Source organism: Enterobacter sp. WCHEn090032 (assembly GCF_003986875.1).
In the GTDB taxonomy this organism is placed as follows: domain Bacteria; phylum Pseudomonadota; class Gammaproteobacteria; order Enterobacterales; family Enterobacteriaceae; genus Enterobacter; species Enterobacter sichuanensis.
In genome coordinates this window covers 14,301-33,648 of the sequence record NZ_RXRN01000041.1, presented here as the reverse complement: position 1 = coordinate 33,648, position 19,348 = coordinate 14,301, and the positions used below count along the sequence as shown (strand labels likewise).

The following is a 19,348-nucleotide window of genomic DNA, read 5'->3' as shown; positions in this document are numbered from 1 at the left end:
TTTCTCTTCAACCGACCGGGTTGTTTGTGAAGTGATTCACATCCGCCGTGTCGATGGAGGCGCATTATAGGGAGTTACCGAGCGACCGCAACCGAAAAGTTGCAAAAAAATGACTGACTGCTGCATTCCCCAGCAAAACCCCGCCTTATACCTTTTTACACACAGACTTATCCACAATCATAAGCGGATCCCGATGCGATCCCACGAATTGAACAGGAAGATCAACTATACTAGCGGCAAATACTCTCCTCTGTGCAGGCTCATCCTCATGACCACACAACGCCTCGCCCGCGACTGGCGTCTCCCTACAGCGGGGTTGATGCTGCTGGCGATCCTCTTTGCCGGATTTACCCTGCATAGCCACTGGAACGCCTTTATCCAGTGGTGTCTTGCCACGCAAATTACGCTGCACCGTTATCTGGTGATGTATCTGCTGCAGCTTAATAACCACCAGTACAGCGGCGGATTATGGTTACTAACGGGGGCTTTCCTTTATGGCGTTCTGCACGCCATTGGTCCCGGACACGGAAAGTTCATCGTGACGACCTACCTGACGACAAATAAAGAAAGCGAGCTGGCCGCCCGGGTCATCCCCTTCCTGGGTAGCCTGATGCAAGGCGTCAGCGCCATACTGTTTGTCTTTATTCTGGCTGTCGGGTTTAACCTTGCGTCCGGGGATATCAGTACCAGCCGCTGGTATGTTGAGAAGATAAGCGCTGTGCTTATTGGCGCATTTGGTGCCTTCGTCATTTACCAGGCGCTGAAGAGCCTGCGCCCGCGCAGGATGACGGTGTCCGCCATTAAGCCTCTTCATCAGCATGATGAACACTGTGGCTGCGGCCATCACGGTGTAGGCGCAGACCTGACGCAGGGCGACTGGAAAACCCGTCTGGGGGTGATCCTGGCGATCGGCGCGCGTCCGTGTAGCGGGGCAATCATGATCCTGATGTTCTCGAACGCGCTGGGCATAGTCACCTGGGGAATGGCCGCGGTCATGACCATGTCGCTGGGCACAGCGCTGTCGATTATGGGGCTTTCACTGGCTGTACGTTACGCCCGTGAGCGCACGGTGACCTGGTTCGGAGAAAGCACGTCATTAAGATGGCTGGTGCCGGCAGTCAAAATAGCCGGAGGGATAGCCCTGATCCTGTTCGCGACGGTGCTGTTCCTGACGGTGATCCCCATCAGCGCCAATGGCGACTACATCGCCGCAGGATGCTAATAAAAGAAAAACCCGCCAGCGGCGGGTTTTTTATTACTCGTTGATGCGTGGATGCTGGTCCACCAGTCGGGAGCGTTTCTTCTGCAGTTCTTCAATCTCTGCGTCAATATCCTCGATCTTCTGCTCTACGCTATCGTAGTGCTCACGGAGGATCTCTTTCGCTTCCTGAATATCCGATGCCGCAGGCGTTGCGCCTTTCAGAGGTCGATTCGCGGTCTCCTTCATGGTAAGACCCGTAATCAAACCAATCACCGCGATCACCATCAGGTAATAAGCTGGCATCATCAGGTTCTGCGTGCTCTCCACCAGCGAAGCAGCAAGCGTCGGGGTCAGACCGGCAATCAGCACCGAGATATTAAAGGCCGCAGCCAGCGCACTGTAGCGAATGTGCGTTGGGAACATCGCAGGCAACGTTGAGGCCATCACCCCGATAAAGCAGTTAAGGATCACCGCCAGCATCAGCAAACCGGCAAAAATCAGCCCCAGTACATTACTGTTGATCAGAATAAACGCCGGGATGGCGAGAGCAAACAGCGCAACGCTTCCCAGAATAATGAACGGTCGACGACCAAAGCGGTCACTCAACAGGCCCATAATCGGCTGCACAAACAGCATACCCACCATGATGGCGATAATGATCAGCACACCGTGATCTTCCGAGTAGTGCAGGTTATGCGACAGATAGCTCGGCATGTAGGTCAGCAGCATGTAATAGGTCACGTTGGTGGAGATCACCAGACCGATACAGACCAGCAGGCTCCGCCAGTGCTTAGTGGCGATCTCTTTGAACGACACCTTCGGACCGTCCTGCAGCCCTTCGCGATCGCCCTGCTCAAGCTTATCAACGTGCTGCTGGAACGCAGGCGTCTCTTCAAGCGCATGACGCAGATAGAGGCCTATGATCCCCAGCGGCAGCGCCAGGAAGAATGGAATACGCCAGCCCCACTCGAGGAAGTTCTCTTCCCCCACCACGGTTGAAATCAGTACCACCACGCCGGCGCCCAGAACAAACCCGGCAATCGAGCCGAAGTCCAGCCAGCTTCCCATAAACCCGCGCTTACGGTCCGGGGAGTATTCAGCAACAAAGATCGATGCCCCGGTATATTCCCCCCCTACCGAGAAGCCCTGCGCCATCTTACAAATCAGCAGCAGAATCGGTGCCCAGATGCCGATGGAGGCATAAGACGGGATAAGGCCGATACAGAATGTACTGATCGACATAATGACGATGGTGATGGCCAGGATCTTCTGGCGACCATATTTATCGCCGAGCATACCGAAAAACAGACCGCCCAGCGGACGGATCAGGAAGGGAACGGAGAACGTACCCAGGGCGGCAATCATCTGCAGACTGGGGTCGGCACCGGGGAAAAATACTTTACCTAACGCGTAGGCCACAAAGCCGTAGACACCAAAATCGAACCATTCCATCGCATTACCGAGCGAAGCTGCGGTAATGGCTTTACGCAGTTTTGCGTCATCAATAATGGTGACGTCGCGAAGCGTAATGGGTTTAATCTTTTTCCTTCTCAGCATAGCTATCCTCGTTGACTCGGCCCTGTCTGTTTCACAGTCCAGTTTGCGTTCTGTGAACCATGGGATCCGCTCCATGCGAATCGCCTTATTCAAGCGTAGCAGGTTTACTTACATTGACGTTTTACGTCGATACAACCGAACCTGTTGACGCCTGTCTGGGCAGTTAATGACCTTTTTACCCTACCAGCGTTTATATTTGTGATCAACTTCACACATATTTCTGTGCTCGGTCAACCCACGCTAATTTTTGTCAAGGAGCGCAAATAGGCACTTTCTCAGTCCGCCTGAAAAGCAGCCTCACACACGTTATTAATCCTTTCTCATCAAAAAAACGAACCCCATTAATTCATACCCAACTCACATAATTTTCCATCGTCAGGAATCTGCCCTTAGCTTTGCATTGAATATGTGACAAAGATAACTAAAACGATGTTTTATTTTCATTGAATCGATATTCCAATGATCGCATGATAAATCAGAACATAACGTTTTATCTCTTTTTGGCTGAGGTTACGCGAGCGTACTCAGTTCATTTTGTTGCCGGGTCATTAAAAACACGATCGCGGGTACAAACGGCAACAGATTGAATTTAATGACTAATTTTTAACACCTATCACCCGCCCTGCGGGATCAGATGTGAGGTTTGTCTATGAAGATTAAAGCCACGATAGAACGCATACCTGGCGGTATGATGCTGGTTCCGCTGGTACTGGGAGCCATCCTGAATACCCTGGCTCCTGATACCGGGGCTTATTTCGGTGGTTTTACAAAAGGAATGATTACGGGCACGGTTCCCATTCTTGCCGTCTGGTTTTTTTGTATTGGCGCATCCATTAATTTGCGGGCGACGGGTACGGTATTACGGAAATCCGGTACGCTGGTGATAACCAAAATAGCGGTTGCCTGGACTGTGGCAATGATATGCGCGATGTTCATTCCGGAGAATGGAATTCAGACCGGATTCTTTGCCGGTTTATCGGTGCTGGCGATTGTCTCCGCGATGGATATGACCAACGGCGGGTTGTACGCCAGCCTGATGAACCAGTACGGGACGAAAGAAGAGTCCGGTGCCTTTGTCCTGATGTCTCTGGAGTCCGGCCCGCTGGTGACGATGCTTATACTGGGCTCTGCAGGCCTGGCCTCTTTCGAACCCCACCATTTTGTCGGCGCGATCCTGCCTTTCCTGGTCGGTTTCGCGCTGGGCAATCTGGACCACGATCTGCGTGATTTCTTCAGCAAAGCCACGCCGGTGCTGATCCCGTTCTTCGGCTTCGCGCTGGGGAATACCATCAACCTGAAGGTCATTCTCGATACCGGACTGCTGGGTATTGTGCTGGGTGTTGCCGTGATCGGCATCACCGGTATTCCGCTGGTGATTGCTGACCGCGTTATCGGGGGAGGAAACGGTACGGCGGGCGTCGCCGCCTCTTCAGCCGCAGGCGCAGCCGTCGCCAATCCGGTGATTATTGCCCAGATTAACCCAGCTTTCGAACCGGTGGCCGCTTCAGCGACAGCACTGGTTGCCGCCAGCGTGATTGTCACCGCGATTCTGGTGCCCATCATCACCGCGCTGTATGCGAAACGCTACGCAAGTGCCCCGGAACAGGACATCGAACGAAAAGCGGTAGAACTCCGCCATTAACACACCGCACCAGACCATCCCCTCTCCCCTCCGGGGAGAGGGGCAGAGTGTGGGTGAAGAATTCACCCAAAAATCTCGTCCACCATCCCGTCCACCAGCCGTTTTGCTGAACAGAGCCTCGGCATCCCCAGCGCGACGGTCTGCCAGTTCTGCGTCACTGACCAGCTCACCGGATGTTTATCCGCCTGACACCAGTCCCCCAGCCAGCCCAGCATGTCTTTATGATCGATTAAGCCCGGAGAGGCCGGTGTTGTCAGCCACTGGTGATAGAAATGGCGGGTCGTGGGAGAGGCGTTAATCCCCTGTGCCAGATAGTTTGCCGCCATGCTGCGCAGGTTATCCTTGAGCATGGCCGCAACATCTTCGTTCGCGAGGCGGCAGGCGTCGCCAAATGGCCCCCAGCAAAGCTCTTCCAGGACGATAAAACAGCGACCGGCCAGTGACCAGCCATCATAGTGCCCGGCCCGCCAGCGGGTAAAAATCTGCTCGCTGTGCTCACCCGCCTGCACCGTTAGCCCGCGCTGGGTCAGGGCCTTTTCTTTATAAGCTGCCCGTTGGGTAAAATGAGAAGAGAGTTCGGCGTACTGCTGCATCAGCCCCGGTGCCTGCTGGGCGCGCGGATGAGCCTGCTGGCGCAGCGCCATCAGCTTCTCCGCCATCAGCGTCAGGGCGAGATGGCCCGGGTCCAGCATGCCGGCCAGTTTTTCCGCCAGGCCCAGGCGCAGCGCCGCATTTTCATTGAGCATCCCCGCCATCGCCCAGGGGCGTAGCCGGGTACGGGTCATAATTTCCTGCGTCAACCGCTCACGAAACTGCAGCTGTTGTGGTCCAGGGTGGGGATGACGCGCTGCGTCTACCCCCTGCACCAGATCGACCATAAATTTTGGATGAATACACTCCAGCGTTCGCCCGGGGCCATCCAGTAGTGGTGTTGTCATGGTTGCTCTGCCGCGAATAGAGTTTGAATATCATCGCGTAACAGTCGGGTATCTTCCTGAATCCACGTCGCAGTAGTGATACTTTGCTTCAACAACTGGCAGAGCGCTCGGGTTGAATGCTCATTTTGTTGGCGCACTGCGAGGCTATCACGCAAGCTTTCCTGTAACCCGGTCAGGCACAACGAAAATTCTGCAAAGAACGTTGCCATTCCTGCCGTAACAGAGACATCGACCTGCGCGGATAAAGCTTTACGTATTTGTTCACAAAACTGCTCAATATGTTGCTTAATTTTTTCATGAAGCTGTGCAATGTCGATAACATAGCGCGTGCGCGTTTCGACATAATCATCCCAGCCCCAGCCCGGATTATTGAGCCAGCGAGAGACCGTTTCACGCATGCTGCCCCCGCCGGATGGCTGGCCTGCCTGGCTGTCATCCTGCGCAATGGCATCGTTAAACAGCGCCTGCGTATTAAAGTTAAGCTGGCTCGCCTGAAACGCCGGGAAACTGATCCGCGCCCGAAAACCCGCATGGCTCAGGTGCTCTTTGATACGCGTTTCAATGGGACGCATCGCTTCATTCAGGGACCGCGCCAGCGTCGACTCCAGCTGATCGAAGCGTAACGCCAGTTCCCGGCCGATCTTCCTCTGCGCATCCAGCATGATAAGCTCGCAGGAAGAGCGGATTTTACTCAGCGCGATCTGCGCCTGCCCTTCGTCGTCCAGCACCAGCTGCTTCAGATCCTCCTGCGCGTCAATGCGGTGATTCAGCCCGTTGATACCGGCCAGCTCAAGAATATGGTGCGCGCTGAATAGATCACCCATCGCCTGATGCAGCGCCGTTTTTTGCGACACCATAAAGTCCGCGGTAGCGTTTAGCGCCTGCTCAACCTCATGTTTCACCTCATCGCTCACCACGCGCTGACGCGTCTGCAGAAGCGCCATGTCCTCCTCCAGACGTGCGATATTGAGTTCCAGCGCCTCAAAGGCTACCGTCAGCCCCTGATAGCGGAAGTCGAGATACTCCCGGGCATTTTGGGCGTAGTTGAGCAACTTATGCGAGGCCGAACGCAGAGCGAATAGCGAGGCATTAGCATAGGCGGCGTAAATCAGCTTGCGGATCGGTTGTTCAAAGAGCGAATCTTCCCAGAGCAAATCGGCAGAATGACGAACATGATCACTATCGTCCAGGTCCGCCGTGCGCCAGCGACGTCCCAGCGCCGCTTCGGCAAAATCCTGCACCCACGGTTGCTCCTGATGATCCGGCAGTTGCCCGTGCGTATTCATCTCGTAGCGAGCGCGGTTCGCCAGATACGCCCACATGGACGAAACGGGGTAGATCTGGCCGGGCGAAATATTGCCTTTCATTAAGGTACCGGAGATCATCGCCCGGACCTGTTCTTCATCGTCGCTGTTACGATCTTTCTGATCGAATTTATTGACCAGCGCATACAGCGGCACGGATTTACCCGCCGCGGAAATCGCCTGACGGACCTCTTCATCTGATATGGATTTAAGCTGGGTATAATCCATCACCGCCAGCACCGCCGACGCGCGGGACAACTGTTCGCTGAGCATTTTTTGCAGATGCGGTTGTCCGGCCTCATTAGGCCCGGGCGTATCGAGCAGCGTCAGTTGCCCGAGATGTGCATCCAGCCCCGCGAGATGCACGAACTCCACTTCAATTACCGGGATATGTTCGATAGCCGCATATTCAGAGAACGGAAATTCGACCCCTAACGCCTGGGAGAGCCTCACCAGATCGTTAAGGCTTTTCAGACAATGGAAGATCGGCTGTGCCCCCAGGTGATGCTTCTCAAAGGCTTCCCCTTTTTCAATACGCTCCAGCAGCGTATTCATGTCTTTATCAATTTCCAGACGCTGGGCCAGCTTCGCGCGATCGTAATCGCCAAGCTTTTTCTGCAGCAGTTGGATCAGTTCATCGATGGGCGAGGCGTGTGAGAAATGCAGCACCGGCTCCTTCTGACCCGGCGTATGGCGAATCAACGTCGGAAGCGCCGTCATGGGACGATTGCGGTTAGGCAACACTTCGGTACCCACAATCGCATTAATGGTGGTCGATTTGCCCGCTTTCATGGTGCCGACAATCGCCAGGACCATTTCCAGACGGGTTATTTTTCGTAATTCATTATTCAGCATCGCCTGCTGCGCATCGACACCGCGCGCACTAAAATGCAAAGGTAAAACGTTGTTCTTTTCACCCGTGATGGCAGCCGTTGTGCTTTCCAGCATCGCAGTCGGCATTGATTTCAACGTATCAAGATTTTGCAGAGCAAGCTGTAACAAACGCTCAGCTTCCTGGCTTAATTCAAAAATGGTCTGTGTGTGCATGATAAAAGCCTTTCCTTAACGCAAATTTATTACTTTTATTAAGCCACTGGTTTTAATTATGTTGTTCAGGCTTATATGATTACGTGTGGAAAACATGTTCGCCGAAATATAACTAATTGAAGATAATCAGGAATAATTCACTATCCTTGCATGGCGTGTAGAACTCTTCTCCAGGCCTGATAGCCAAAAGAAAAAAGCGTAGCCCATTTTTAAGAAACTTCAGGATATATCACCATTATTTACCCACCTAAAAAGAGAGGTAATGTTCTACAGCCATAAGATATGTATGGCAGCAAAGTCCGGAGATAAATAACAATGTGTTGCTTCACCTTATCCGAAATGGAGGTGCGTAGCAATTTGCTGCAATAAAATATTCGATATATTTCGCGCCATTTCTTCCCAACGTGTTAATGACGTCAGCATCGCTTAACTGACTGACATAAAGTGTCACTCCCGACACGCTTGTGGAATTTTTTTAATTCACAATATCACCGACAACCGTGTGGATTTGCGTTATACTTGCCGCCTTTTTCGGCACGCTGCCGTCATTTTGCTGGCACTTTCCAGCGCGTTTACACTTTCTGAGGATACCGATATGCAACTCCCACACTGCCCGAAATGCAATTCTGAATACACCTATGAAGATAATGGCATGTTCATCTGCCCGGAATGTGCGCACGAATGGAATGATGCCGAGCCAGCACAGGACGCTGATGCGCTTGTTGTAAAAGATGCGAACGGCAATCTGCTGGCGGACGGCGACAGTGTGACCGTCATTAAAGATCTGAAGGTTAAAGGCAGCTCCTCCATGCTGAAGATCGGCACCAAAGTGAAGAATATCCGTCTGGTTGAAGGCGATCATAATATCGACTGTAAAATTGACGGTTTTGGCCCGATGAAACTGAAATCGGAGTTTGTGAAAAAGAACTGATTTTCACCTCCAGGCCCGGTAAGCGCAGCGCCACCGGGCGCTTTTGCCGGATGCGCTACGCTTATCCGGCCTACAAAAAAAGAACTAAACTTAATGGGCTTTTCTTACGTGAGGTAAAGATTATGCCGTTAAGTCCCTACATCTCTTTCGCCGGCAACTGTGCAGAAGCCACTGCCTTTTATCAGCAGGCCGTCGGCGCGGAGCTCCTCTACAAGATCACTTTCGGCGAAATGCCAAAAAGCGATAACAGCGAAGAAGGTTGCCCGTCCGGTATGCAATTTCCGGATTCGGCTATCGCCCACTCCAACGTCCGCATTGCGGGCAGCGATATCATGATGAGCGACGGGATGCCGCCCGGCAGCAACGCGCAATATGCCGGTTTTACGCTGGTTCTCGACACCCAGGACGTCAATGAAGGCAAACGCTGGTTCGACAACCTTGCCGCAGGCGGCAATGTCGAGATGCCCTGGCAGGAAACCTTCTGGGCTCACGGTTTCGGTAAAGTCACCGACAAATACGGCGTGCCGTGGATGATTAACGTCGTGAAACAACACCAAACGTCGTAGGCCGGATAAGCGCAGCGCAGCCGGCAACAGCGCCCGGTGGCGCTGCGCTGACCAGGCCTACCGTGACTGTCATCGCTTTCACTTCAACTCTTCAAACTCCCGCAACCTGCACTTAACCCAAATGTCACATTGATGCGCCAGCATGAGGCCACATTTATCGTGAGGCCCAGCACATGCAAACCGTCATCCACGTCGAGAAACTGAGCAAGACCTTCAATCACAACAAGGCTCTGCACGCCGTTGATCTCACCGTCCGGCAGGGCGAGATGGTGGCGCTGCTGGGACCATCCGGTTCAGGTAAATCCACCCTTCTGCGCCATTTGAGCGGGCTTATTACCGGCGATAACACGCCGGAAAGCCACGTCGAGCTGCTGGGTAATACCGTACAGCGCGCCGGGCGTCTGGCGAGCGATATCCGCAAGAGCCGCGCCCGGACCGGCTACATCTTCCAGCAGTTCAATCTGGTGAACCGCCTGACGGTGCTGGAGAACGTGCTGACTGGCGCGCTCGGCAGCACCCCGTTCTGGCGCACCTGTCTGCGCTGGTTCTCTCCGTCCCAGAAGCAGGAAGCCTTACAGGCGCTGACCCGCGTCGGCATGGCGCATTTCGCCCACCAGCGCGTCTCCACCCTGTCCGGTGGACAACAGCAGCGCGTCGCCATCGCCCGCGCCCTGATGCAGAAAGCGCACATCATTCTCGCTGACGAACCCATCGCCTCGCTGGACCCGGAGTCCGCCCGCATCGTGATGGAGACCCTGTACGACATTAACCAGAACGACGGCATCACCGTGGTGGTCACGCTGCATCAGGTGGATTACGCCCTGCGCTACTGCCAACGCATCGTCGCCCTGCGTCAGGGACACGTGTTCTTTGATGGCGCGAGTCATCAGTTTGATAACGACCGTTTTGACCATCTCTACCGCAGCGTGAACCGCGTCGAAGAGAACGCGCAGGCTGCTTAATTAAACCCGATCCGAGGAAAGTACATGAGCTACAAAGCCGTTGCCGCGCTGGCCTTTACCAGCATGTTCAGCATCAGCACCCTGTTAAGCCCAGCGTATGCACAGGAGCAGGAAAAAGAGCTGAACTTCGGCATTATTTCGACGGAATCACAGCAGAACCTGAAACCTCAGTGGGAACCGTTCCTGAAAGATATGGAAACCAAACTGGGGATCAAAGTGAACGCCTTCTTCGCCCCGGACTACGCGGGCATCATCCAGGGGATGCGCTTTAACAAAGTGGACATCGCCTGGTACGGCAACCTCTCCGCCATGGAAGCGGTGGATCGCGCCAACGGTCAGGTCTTTGCCCAGACCGTCGCGGCAGATGGCTCCCCGGGCTACTGGAGCGTGCTGATCGTGAACAAAGACAGCCCAATCAATAACCTTAACGACATGCTTGCCAAACGCAAAGAGCTGACCTTTGGCAATGGCGATCCCAACTCCACCTCCGGCTACCTTGTCCCTGGCTACTACGTCTTCGCCAAAAACAACGCCTCCGCCAGCGACTTCAAACGCACGGTAAACGCCAGCCATGAAACCAACGCCCTGGCCGTGGCCAACAAGCAGGTGGATGTCGCGACCAACAACACCGAGAACCTCGACAAACTGAAGACCTCAGCACCGGACAAGCTGAAAGAGATCAAGGTTATCTGGAAATCACCGCTCATCCCCGGTGACCCGATTGTCTGGCGTAAAAACCTGTCTGAAAGCACCAAGGACAAGGTGTACGACTTCTTCATGACCTACGGCAAAACGCCGGAAGAGAAAGCGGTTCTGACGCGTCTGGGCTGGGCACCGTTCCGCCCGTCCAGCGACCTGCAGCTGGTCCCGATTCGCCAGCTGGCGCTGTTTAAAGAGATGCAGGGCGTGAAGGATAACAAGGGGCTGAAGGACGAGGAGAAGACCAGCAAAGTGGCCGCGATTCAGGCCCAGCTGGAAGACCTGGACCGCCTGACCGCCGCGCTCGGCGCGATGACCAGCGTGAATAAAGCGGTGCAGTAATGCCTTTCTACCCCTCACCCTAACCCTCTCCCCGTAGGGGAGAGGGAACTTGAACACCCTCTCCCCTATGGGGAGAGGGCTGGGGTGAGGGGAACACACAGCTACGGAGTAACACATGCAAACCATCACCCTCCCGCCGCCGAAGCGCAGCTGGTTCTCACTGATAAGCTGGGCCATCCTGCTGGCGGTGCTGGTTATCTCCTGGAAGGGCGCGGAAATGGACCCGCTGCTGCTCTTCAAAGACGCGGGCAATATGGCGACCTTCGCCGCCGATTTCTTCCCGCCGGACTTCAGCCAGTGGCAGGACTACCTCAGCGAAATGGCGGTCACCCTGCAAATTGCCGTCTGGGGCACCGCCCTGGCCGTCATTCTTTCCATTCCCTTTGGCCTGATGAGCGCCGAGAACATCGTGCCGTGGTGGGTCTACCAGCCCATGCGTCGCCTAATGGACGCCTGTCGCGCCATCAACGAGATGGTCTTCGCGATGCTGTTCGTGGTCGCCGTCGGTCTGGGGCCGTTCGCGGGCGTGATGGCGCTGTTCATCCACACCACCGGCGTGCTCTCCAAGCTGCTTTCTGAGGCGGTCGAAGCCATCGAGCCTGGTCCGGTGGAAGGTATCCGCGCGACCGGTGCCAACAAAATCGAAGAGATCCTCTACGGCGTCCTGCCGCAGGTGATGCCGCTGTTGATCTCCTACTCACTGTACCGGTTTGAGTCCAACGTCCGCTCCGCCACCGTCGTCGGCATGGTCGGCGCAGGCGGGATTGGCGTCACCCTGTGGGAAGCGATTCGCGGTTTCCAGTTCCAGCAAACATGCGCCCTGATGGTGCTTATCATCGTCACCGTCAGCCTGCTGGATTTCCTCTCTCAACGTTTGCGTAAGCACTTTATCTGAGAAGCGAGGCGTTGTTTTTTATGCACTTATCCAGACATCCGACCAGTTACCCCACCCGCTGGCAAGAGATTGCGGCAAAGCTCGAAGTGGAGCTGCGCACGCACTACCGCTGCGGAGACTATCTGCCTGCGGAACAGCAGCTTGCCGACCGCTATGAAGTGAACCGCCACACCCTGCGCCGCGCCATTGATCAACTGGTTGAGCGCGGCTGGGTCCAGCGCCGTCAGGGCGTCGGCGTGCTGGTGCTGATGCGCCCGTTCGACTACCCGCTAAATGCCCAGGCGCGCTTTAGCCAGAACCTGCTGGACCAGGGCAGCCACCCGACCAGTGAAAAACTGCTCTCGGTATTGCGTCCGGCCTCCAGCCACGTGGCGGACGCGCTGGGGATTCAGGAGGGCGATAACGTTATCCACCTGCGCACCTTGCGCCGGGTTAACGGCGTCGCGGTCTGCCAGATAGATCACTACTTCGCGGACCTCGCCCTCTGGCCAGTGCTGCAACATTTCACCAGCGGCTCACTGCATGACTTTCTGCAGGAAGCGACAGGCATCGCGCTGAAACGCACCCAGACGCGCATCAGCGCCCGTCGGGCGCAGGCGAAAGAGAGCAAGGTGCTGGAGATCCCCAATATGGCCCCGCTGCTCTGCGTGCGCACCCTCAACCATCGCGACGGTGAGATCAACGCAACGGAATACTCCGTCAGCCTGACCCGCGCCGACATGATCGAATTCACCATGGAGCACTGAATGCACTTCGACACTGCCACCCGACAGCGCTGGATGCGCGTACTTGCCCACAGTCAGCCCACCGCGCTGGCTGCCCGCATGCACGCCCTTAGCCTGGCGCCTGAATACGACATCCTCCGCGCCCCGGAGATCGGCCTCGTTCAGATCCAGGCGCGGATGGGCGGTACCGGCGAGCGCTTCTTCGCCGGGGATGCCACTCTCACCCGCGCCGCAATCCGCCTGAACAGCGGCACGCTGGGGTACAGCTACGTGCTCGGGCGTGAAAAAGCGCACGCCGAGCGCTGCGCGGTGATCGATGCGCTTTTACAGGAACAACCGCATTTCCAGACCCTGATGGAAACCCTTATTGCCCCGCTGGAGGCTGACCGCGCCGCACGCATTGCCGCGCGTCAGGCCGAAGTGAATACCAGCCGGGTCGACTTCTTTACGCTCGTTCGCGGAGACAACGCATGACGCTTCAACCTGCTTTTACCCTGGCCGTCCAGGATGCCCAACACAGTTTTCGTCGCCTGCTGAAAGCCATGAGCGAGCCGGGTGTGATCGTCTCGCTGCATCAGCTCTCTCAGGGCTGGCTGCCGTTAAACCTGGCGACCACCAGCGTGCTGCTGACGCTTGCCGACAACGATACCCCGGTGTGGCTCTCAGGCGTCCTGTCCAACGACATCGCCAGCCAGAACCTGCGTTTTCACACCAGCGCCCCGCTGGTTGAACAGCCGCGCCTGGCGGTCTTTGCCGTGGCCGACGAGCAAATCAGCCACGAACAGCTCAATGACCTGAGTGAAGGCAGCGCGGTAGCCCCGGAGACCAGCGCCACCCTGATCTTGCAGGTCTCCAGCCTGAGCGGCGGGCGCATGCTGCGCCTGACCGGCGCAGGCATCGCGGAAGAACGCATGGTCGCGCCGCAGCTGCCGGAGTGCATCATTCATGAGCTGACCGAGCGTCCGCACCCGTTCCCGCTGGGTATTGATCTGATTCTGACCTGCGGCGAGCGCCTGCTGGCGATCCCGCGGACCACCCATGTGGAGGTGTGCTGATGTACGTGGCCGTCAAAGGGGGCGAAAAGGCCATCGCCGCCGCCCATGCGCTACAGGCGCACAGACGACGGGGCGATGAACAGCTTCCCGAGCTAAGCGTCGCCCAGATTGAGCAGCAGCTTAACCTCGCCGTTGACCGGGTGATGACCGAAGGCGGCATCGCCGACCGCGAACTGGCGGCGCTGGCGCTAAAGCAGGCCAGCGGTGACAACGTCGAGGCCATCTTCCTGCTGCGTGCTTACCGCACTACGCTCGCGAAGCTGGCGGTAAGTGAACCCATCAACACGGCGGAGATGCGCCTGGAGCGCCGCATTTCAGCGGTGTACAAAGACATTCCCGGCGGTCAGAGGCTGGGTCCTACCTATGACTACACCCATCGCCTGCTGGATTTTACCCTGCTGGCGAACGGCGATGTGCCGCCGCTCAGCACCTCTGACGCCGAACAAGAACCGTCTCCGCACGTCTTCAGCCTGCTGGCGAAACAAGGCCTGGCGAAGGCGGAGGAAGACTCAGGCGCTCAGCCGGATGACATCACCCGCACGCCGCCGGTTTACCCGTGCTCCAGATCGTCCCGCCTGCAGCAGCTGATGCGCGGCGACGAAGGCTATCTGCTGGCGCTGGCCTACTCCACCCAGCGCGGTTACGGGCGCAACCACCCGTTTGCGGCTGAGATTCGCAGCGGTTATATCGACGTTGAAATCGTGCCGGAAGAGCTGGGTTTTGCGGTGAACGTCGGCGAACTGCTGATGACCGAGTGTGAAATGGTGAACGGTTTTGTCGCGCCTGAAAATGAAGACCCGCATTTTACCCGCGGCTACGGGCTGGTGTTTGGCCTCGGCGAGCGTAAAGCCATGGCAATGGCGCTGGTTGACCGCGCCCTGCAGGCGCCGGACTACGGCGAGCAGATTGCAGGCCCGGCGCAGGACGAAGAGTTTGTGCTGGCCCATGCCGATAACGTTGAGGCCGCTGGCTTCGTCTCACACCTCAAGCTGCCGCACTACGTCGATTTCCAGGCCGAACTGGAACTGCTGAAACGCCTGCAACGGGAGCGCAAACATGGCTAACTTAAGCGGCTACAACTTTGCCTATCTGGATGAGCAAACCAAACGCATGATCCGCCGCGCCATCCTCAAAGCGGTCGCCATTCCGGGCTATCAGGTGCCGTTCGGCGGTCGCGAAATGCCAATGCCTTACGGCTGGGGCACCGGCGGTATCCAGCTTACCGCCAGCGTGATCGGCGAAGCAGACGTGCTGAAAGTGATCGACCAGGGCGCAGACGACACCACCAACGCCGTGTCGATCCGCAACTTCTTTCAGCGGGTAACGGGCGTCGCGACCACCGAAAAAACCGAAGACGCGACGCTGATCCAGACCCGTCACCGCATTCCGGAAACCCCGCTCACCGAAGATCAGATTTTGATTTTCCAGGTACCCATCCCGGAGCCGCTGCGCTTTATCGAGCCGCGCGAAACGGAAACCCGCACCATGCACGCCCTGGAAGAGTACGGCGTGATGCAGGTGAAGCTGTACGAAGATATCGCCCGCTTCGGCCATATCGCCACCACCTACGCCTACCCGGTGAAGGTCAACGGGCGTTACGTCATGGACCCGTCGCCGATCCCGAAGTTCGACAACCCGAAGATGGACATGATGCCCGCCCTGCAGCTGTTCGGCGCCGGGCGTGAAAAACGCATCTACGCCGTCCCGCCTTACACCCGGGTGGAGAGCCTCGATTTCGACGACCACCCGTTCACGGTGCAGGAGTGGGACGAGCCGTGTGCCATCTGCGGCTCGAAACACAGCTATCTGGATGAAGTGGTGCTCGATGACACAGGCAAACGGATGTTTGTCTGCTCCGACACCGATTACTGCCGCCAACAGAGCGAGGCGAAAAGCCAATGAAACCGCTGCTTTCGGTTAACAACCTGACCCACCTGTATGCGCCGGGTAAAGGCTTCAGCGACGTGTCGTTCGACCTCTGGCCGGGCGAAGTGCTGGGGATTGTCGGCGAATCCGGCTCCGGCAAAACGACGCTGCTGAAATCCATCTCCGCGCGCCTGGCGCCGCAACACGGCGACATTTTGTATGAAGGCACGTCGCTGTACGGCATGAGCGAGGCCGAACGCCGCCGCCTGCTGCGCACCGAGTGGGGGGTGGTGCATCAGCATCCGATGGACGGCCTGCGCCGTCAGGTCTCGGCAGGGGGCAACATCGGCGAACGGCTGATGGCCACCGGCGCGCGCCACTACGGCAACATTCGCGCCACGGCACAGCGCTGGCTGGAGGACGTTGAAATCCCCGCCTCGCGCATCGATGACCTGCCCGGCACCTTCTCCGGCGGCATGCAGCAGCGTCTGCAGATCGCCCGCAACCTGGTCACCCACCCGAAGCTGGTGTTTATGGACGAGCCCACCGGCGGGCTGGACGTCTCCGTGCAGGCGCGCCTGCTCGATCTGCTGCGCGGTCTGGTGGTAGAGCTGAACCTGGCGGTGGTCATTGTCACCCATGATTTAGGCGTGGCACGCCTGCTGGCGGACCGTCTGCTGGTGATGAAGCAGGGCCAGGTGGTGGAAAGTGGGTTAACCGACCGCGTGCTCGACGATCCTCACCATCCGTACACCCAGCTGCTGGTGTCGTCCGTATTGCAGAATTGAGGACGCCACCCGGCAAGAAAACGCCACGAGGCCAACATGATCCACGTACAAAACGTAAGTAAGACCTTTGTGCTCCACCAGCAAAACGGCGTGCGCCTGCCGGTGCTGCAAAACGCCTCGTTAGAGGTCAGCAGCGGCGAATGCGTGGTGCTGCACGGCCATTCCGGCAGCGGAAAATCCACCCTGCTGCGCTCCCTGTATGCCAACTATCTACCCGACGAAGGCCATATCCATGTTCGCCACAATGATGAATGGATCGACCTGGTGCAGGCCCCCGCGCGGCAGGTGCTGGAGGTGCGCCGCTCGACGATCGGCTGGGTGAGCCAGTTCCTTCGGGTGATCCCGCGGATCTCCGCCCTGGACGTGGTCATGCAGCCGCTGCTGGATCTCGGCGTACCGCGTGAAACCTGTGCTGCCAAAGCGACCAGCCTGCTGACGCGCCTCAATGTGCCCGAGCGCCTGTGGCACCTTGCCCCGTCGACCTTTTCCGGCGGTGAGCAACAGCGCGTCAACATTGCCCGCGGCTTTATCGTCGACTACCCGATATTGCTTCTGGATGAACCCACTGCCTCGCTCGACGCTAAAAACTGCGCGGCCGTCGTCGAGCTGATCGAGCAGGCTAAAACCCGCGGGGCGGCGATCGTCGGGATCTTCCACGACGAAAGCGTCCGCACCCGCGTTGCCGACAGACTGCACCCGATGGGGACAAACGCATGATTATCAATAACGTCAGGCTGGTGCTGGAAAATGAAGTCGTTGGTGGCTCGATTGAGGTGCAGGATGGCGTCATCCGCGCGTTTGCCGAAACCCAGAGCCGCTCACCCGAGGCGATGGATGGTGAAGGCGGCTGGCTGCTGCCGGGGCTGATTGAGCTGCATACCGATAATCTGGACAAATTTTTCACCCCGCGTCCGAAGGTGGACTGGCCCGCGCATTCGGCCATGAGCAGCCACGACGCGCTGATGGTCGCCAGCGGCATTACCACCGTGCTGGACGCGGTGGCGATTGGCGACGTCCGCGACGGCGGCGATCGCCTGGAAAACCTGGAGAAGATGATCAATGCCGTGGAAGAGACGCAAAAACGCGGCCTCAACCGCGCCGAGCATCGCCTGCATCTGCGCTGCGAACTGCCGCACCACACGACCCTGCCGCTGTTTGAAAAGCTGGTCGACCGCGAGCCGGTATCGCTGGTTTCCCTGATGGATCACTCGCCGGGGCAGCGCCAGTTCGCCAATATTGAGAAGTATCGCGAATACTATCAGGGCAAATATTCGCTCAACGACGTGGAGATGGCCCGCTACGAAGAAGAGCAGCTGGCGCTTGCGGCGCGCTGGTCACAGCCGAACCGTCTCTCCATTGCGGCAATGTGCCAGGAGCGCAACATCGCGCTGGCCAGCCATGACGACGCCACGCCCGACCATGTGCTCGAGTCCCACCAACTGGGCAGCGTAATCGCCGAATTTCCGACTACGTTCGCCGCAGCTGAAGCCTCCCGTAAACACGGCATGAACGTCCTGATGGGCGCGCCAAATATCGTGCGCGGCGGCTCGCATTCCGGCAACGTCGCGGCAAGCAAGCTCGCCGCACTTGGCCTGCTGGATATCCTCTCGTCCGACTATTACCCCGCCAGCCTGCTGGATGCGGCATTCCGGGTGGCAGACGACGAGGGCAACGGCTTTACGCTGCCGCAGGCGATTCGCCTGGTGACGAAAAACCCGGCCAGCGCGCTCGGTCTTCAGGATCGCGGCGAGATCGCCGAGGGTAAACGCGCGGATCTGGTGCTGGCCCACCGCAAGGGCGAGCACATCCATATCGACCACGTCTGGCGTCAGGGAAAAAGGGTGTTCTGATGGGAAGACTTATCTGGTTAATGGGGCCGTCCGGCTCCGGTAAGGACAGCCTGCTGTCCGCCCTGCGGCAGCGGGAACACCCGCAGCTGCTGGTGGCGCACCGCTACATTACCCGCGCGGCCAACGCCGGAAGTGAAAATCATATCGCCCTGAGCGAACAGGAGTTTTTCACCCGCGCCGGGCAAAATCTGCTGGCGCTGAGCTGGCACGCCAACGGCTACTACTACGGGATCGGCATAGAGATCGACCTGTGGCTGCATGCGGGGTTCGACGTGCTGGTCAACGGCTCCCGTGCCCACCTGGCTCAGGCCCGCGCACGCTACGCCTCGGCCCTGCTGCCGGTCTGTCTGCAGGTTTCACCGGAGGTGCTGCGCAGCCGGCTGCAAAGCCGTGGACGCGAAAGCGAAAAAGAGATCGCGCAGCGTCTGGCGCGTGCGGCGCGCTATACCCCATCGGACTGTCATATCCTCAACAACGACGGAAGTTTGCTACAGTCAGTCGATACCTTTTTATCGCTTATCCGTCAGAAGGAGAGACAGCATGCCTGACTGTACGCTTCGCCCCGCCACCGCCGACGATGCGCAAATCGTCTACGCGTTAATCTGCGAACTGAAACAGGCCGAGTTTGATCACCAGGCGTTTCACGCGGGCTATCTTGCCAATCTGCAGGATCACAACATGCGCTACCAGCTTGCCGAAATGGACGGTCAGGTCATCGGCATGATCGGTCTGCACATGCAGTTTCACCTCCATCACGCCCGCTGGATCGGCGAGATCCAGGAGCTGGTCGTCATGCCGCAGGCGCGCGGGCTGAAGGTGGGCAGTCAGCTGCTCGCCTGGGCTGAAGAGATGGCACGGCAGGCTGGCGCAGAGTTGACTGAACTCTCCACCAGCGTGAAGCGCACCGACGCGCACCGTTTTTATGTTCGTGAAGGGTATACGCAGAGCCATTTTCGATTCACCAAAGTGCTGTAGAGGTG

Annotated in this window: 20 protein-coding genes; 17 read left to right on the top strand and 3 right to left on the bottom strand. The window is 57.5% G+C overall.

The window, feature by feature from the left end:
* Positions 1–268: 268 nt before the first annotated feature.
* Positions 269–1,222 (top strand): nickel/cobalt transporter, encoded by a 954-nt coding sequence (locus tag EKN83_RS22265; RefSeq protein ID WP_047957578.1) that lies wholly within the window; start codon positions 269–271, stop codon positions 1,220–1,222.
* Positions 1,223–1,255: 33 nt separating this feature from the next.
* Here EKN83_RS22265 and proP read toward each other — a convergent pair whose 3' ends face one another.
* Positions 1,256–2,758 carry a glycine betaine/L-proline transporter ProP gene (gene proP / locus EKN83_RS22260; RefSeq protein WP_126801720.1) on the bottom strand — a complete coding sequence of 501 codons (1,503 nt, stop codon included), beginning with the start codon at positions 2,756–2,758 and terminating at the stop codon, positions 1,256–1,258.
* Positions 2,759–3,407: 649 nt separating this feature from the next.
* On the opposite strand from proP, the gene kdgT reads away from it, so the two are divergent.
* A complete protein-coding gene (kdgT, locus tag EKN83_RS22255; RefSeq protein WP_025760382.1) occupies positions 3,408–4,400 on the top strand; it encodes a 2-keto-3-deoxygluconate transporter in 993 nt (330 codons plus the stop codon).
* 62 nt (positions 4,401–4,462) lie between these two features.
* Here kdgT and EKN83_RS22250 read toward each other — a convergent pair whose 3' ends face one another.
* Positions 4,463–5,338, bottom strand: coding sequence for a diguanylate cyclase regulator RdcB family protein (locus EKN83_RS22250; protein WP_045285523.1), 876 nt, complete (start codon positions 5,336–5,338; stop codon positions 4,463–4,465).
* The gene (crfC, locus tag EKN83_RS22245) at positions 5,335–7,689 is read right to left on the bottom strand and encodes a clamp-binding protein CrfC (RefSeq protein ID WP_126801719.1); all 2,355 of its coding nucleotides are present in this window, start codon (positions 7,687–7,689) and stop codon (positions 5,335–5,337) included. The genes EKN83_RS22250 and crfC overlap by 4 nt, the downstream gene beginning before the upstream one ends.
* Before the next feature lie 595 nt (positions 7,690–8,284).
* Between crfC and EKN83_RS22240 the strand changes: the two genes are divergently transcribed.
* The 15 genes from EKN83_RS22240 to phnO all read left to right on the top strand — a co-directional run bounded on the left by EKN83_RS22240 (position 8,285) and on the right by phnO (position 19,343).
* Complete coding sequence (locus EKN83_RS22240) at positions 8,285–8,620, top strand: zinc ribbon domain-containing protein YjdM (RefSeq protein WP_045285524.1); 336 nt, start codon at positions 8,285–8,287, stop codon at positions 8,618–8,620.
* A 122-nt stretch (positions 8,621–8,742) separates the two neighbouring features.
* A complete protein-coding gene (yjdN, locus tag EKN83_RS22235) occupies positions 8,743–9,186 on the top strand; it encodes a VOC family metalloprotein YjdN (RefSeq protein WP_025757900.1) in 444 nt (147 codons plus the stop codon).
* A gap of 173 nt (positions 9,187–9,359) precedes the next feature.
* Positions 9,360–10,148, top strand: coding sequence for a phosphonate ABC transporter ATP-binding protein (gene phnC, locus EKN83_RS22230; protein ID WP_126801718.1), 789 nt, complete (start codon positions 9,360–9,362; stop codon positions 10,146–10,148).
* Between the two features lie 24 nt (positions 10,149–10,172).
* A complete protein-coding gene (gene phnD, locus EKN83_RS22225) occupies positions 10,173–11,189 on the top strand; it encodes a phosphonate ABC transporter substrate-binding protein (protein ID WP_047957571.1) in 1,017 nt (338 codons plus the stop codon).
* 115 nt (positions 11,190–11,304) lie between these two features.
* Entirely contained in the window at positions 11,305–12,084 is a 780-nt protein-coding gene (phnE, locus tag EKN83_RS22220) for a phosphonate ABC transporter, permease protein PhnE (RefSeq protein WP_008500063.1), read from the top strand.
* Positions 12,085–12,104: 20 nt separating this feature from the next.
* The gene (gene phnF, locus EKN83_RS22215) at positions 12,105–12,830 is read left to right on the top strand and encodes a phosphonate metabolism transcriptional regulator PhnF (protein ID WP_126801717.1); all 726 of its coding nucleotides are present in this window, start codon (positions 12,105–12,107) and stop codon (positions 12,828–12,830) included.
* A complete protein-coding gene (phnG, locus tag EKN83_RS22210) occupies positions 12,831–13,283 on the top strand; it encodes a phosphonate C-P lyase system protein PhnG (protein WP_126801716.1) in 453 nt (150 codons plus the stop codon).
* Positions 13,280–13,864, top strand: coding sequence for a phosphonate C-P lyase system protein PhnH (gene phnH, locus EKN83_RS22205; RefSeq protein ID WP_126801715.1), 585 nt, complete (start codon positions 13,280–13,282; stop codon positions 13,862–13,864). Before phnG ends, phnH begins: the two co-directional genes overlap by 4 nt.
* Positions 13,864–14,928, top strand: a complete 1,065-nt coding sequence (locus tag EKN83_RS22200) for a carbon-phosphorus lyase complex subunit PhnI (RefSeq protein WP_025757891.1) — start codon at positions 13,864–13,866, stop codon at positions 14,926–14,928. The genes phnH and EKN83_RS22200 overlap by 1 nt, the downstream gene beginning before the upstream one ends.
* Positions 14,921–15,766, top strand: coding sequence for an alpha-D-ribose 1-methylphosphonate 5-phosphate C-P-lyase PhnJ (gene phnJ / locus EKN83_RS22195; RefSeq protein WP_045285529.1), 846 nt, complete (start codon positions 14,921–14,923; stop codon positions 15,764–15,766). The genes EKN83_RS22200 and phnJ overlap by 8 nt, the downstream gene beginning before the upstream one ends.
* A complete protein-coding gene (gene phnK / locus EKN83_RS22190; RefSeq protein ID WP_045285530.1) occupies positions 15,763–16,518 on the top strand; it encodes a phosphonate C-P lyase system protein PhnK in 756 nt (251 codons plus the stop codon). The genes phnJ and phnK overlap by 4 nt, the downstream gene beginning before the upstream one ends.
* 36 nt (positions 16,519–16,554) lie before the next feature.
* Entirely contained in the window at positions 16,555–17,235 is a 681-nt protein-coding gene (gene phnL, locus EKN83_RS22185; protein WP_126801714.1) for a phosphonate C-P lyase system protein PhnL, read from the top strand.
* Positions 17,232–18,368, top strand: a complete 1,137-nt coding sequence (gene phnM / locus EKN83_RS22180) for an alpha-D-ribose 1-methylphosphonate 5-triphosphate diphosphatase (RefSeq protein WP_095450306.1) — start codon at positions 17,232–17,234, stop codon at positions 18,366–18,368. The genes phnL and phnM overlap by 4 nt, the downstream gene beginning before the upstream one ends.
* Positions 18,365–18,916, top strand: a complete 552-nt coding sequence (gene phnN / locus EKN83_RS22175) for a ribose 1,5-bisphosphokinase (protein ID WP_095441883.1) — start codon at positions 18,365–18,367, stop codon at positions 18,914–18,916. Before phnM ends, phnN begins: the two co-directional genes overlap by 4 nt.
* On the top strand, positions 18,909–19,343 hold the full coding sequence (gene phnO, locus EKN83_RS22170) for an aminoalkylphosphonate N-acetyltransferase (RefSeq protein ID WP_126801713.1): 435 nt from the start codon (positions 18,909–18,911) through the stop codon (positions 19,341–19,343). The genes phnN and phnO overlap by 8 nt, the downstream gene beginning before the upstream one ends.
* Positions 19,344–19,348 lie beyond the last annotated feature (5 nt).